This is a genomic window from Prevotella sp. C0026C3 (assembly GCF_056590795.1).
The window spans coordinates 1-620 of the sequence record NZ_JBWPWW010000055.1 but is presented as its reverse complement, the minus strand read 5'-3'; the positions used below and the strand labels follow the sequence as shown (position 1 = coordinate 620).

Below are 620 nucleotides of genomic sequence, written 5' to 3'. Positions count from 1 at the left end.
AAATTAAACTTTTCTACTCCAAAGTGTGAATTCTTCAAATACGTTTTATAATTTTGCACTTGCTGGTTGACTCTGCGATGAAGCCCCTCACGAACCTCTATTTGTTCTTTTAAAAGAAAATATTTGGTTGTTTCCAAGAAACACTGTATCTTTGCATCCGCAAACTTATTCCGCAGTAGAATAAGCCGGACTTGTAGCTCAGTTGGTTAGAGCAACAGACTCATAATCTGGAGGTCCCTGGTTCAAGCCCAGGCTGGTCCACAAATAGGTTTCAAAAGGACGTCAAACAACACGTCATTTTAGCCGTCAAAACAAGGGTAATCGCTGTAAAATCAAGGTTTTACAGCGATTTTTTGTTTTTTATCCATATCCGTTTGACTGCCAAACTATACCTTTTGATAGTCATCATTCGGTCATTTTCTGCTACAGAAATTGCTACACAAAAGCAGGCTCTCAAAAAAATGTAGCAATGAATGGAAAATGACTATTAAATTGACGGCATGCAAAACTTTCGTTTTCAAGAACTTATGTCGAACTTTGTAGCTGGAAAAGCCACACTAATTTGACCCACGCTGGCAAAGTATTTTAGACCCAGTAAAACGATTTATTATTGACCCACT

At 37.9% G+C, this 620-nt stretch carries 1 tRNA gene; it reads left to right on the top strand.

The window, feature by feature from the left end:
• Positions 1–187 precede the first annotated feature (187 nt).
• A tRNA-Ile gene (locus AC1EK4_RS11970) sits at positions 188–261 on the top strand.
• Positions 262–620 lie beyond the last annotated feature (359 nt).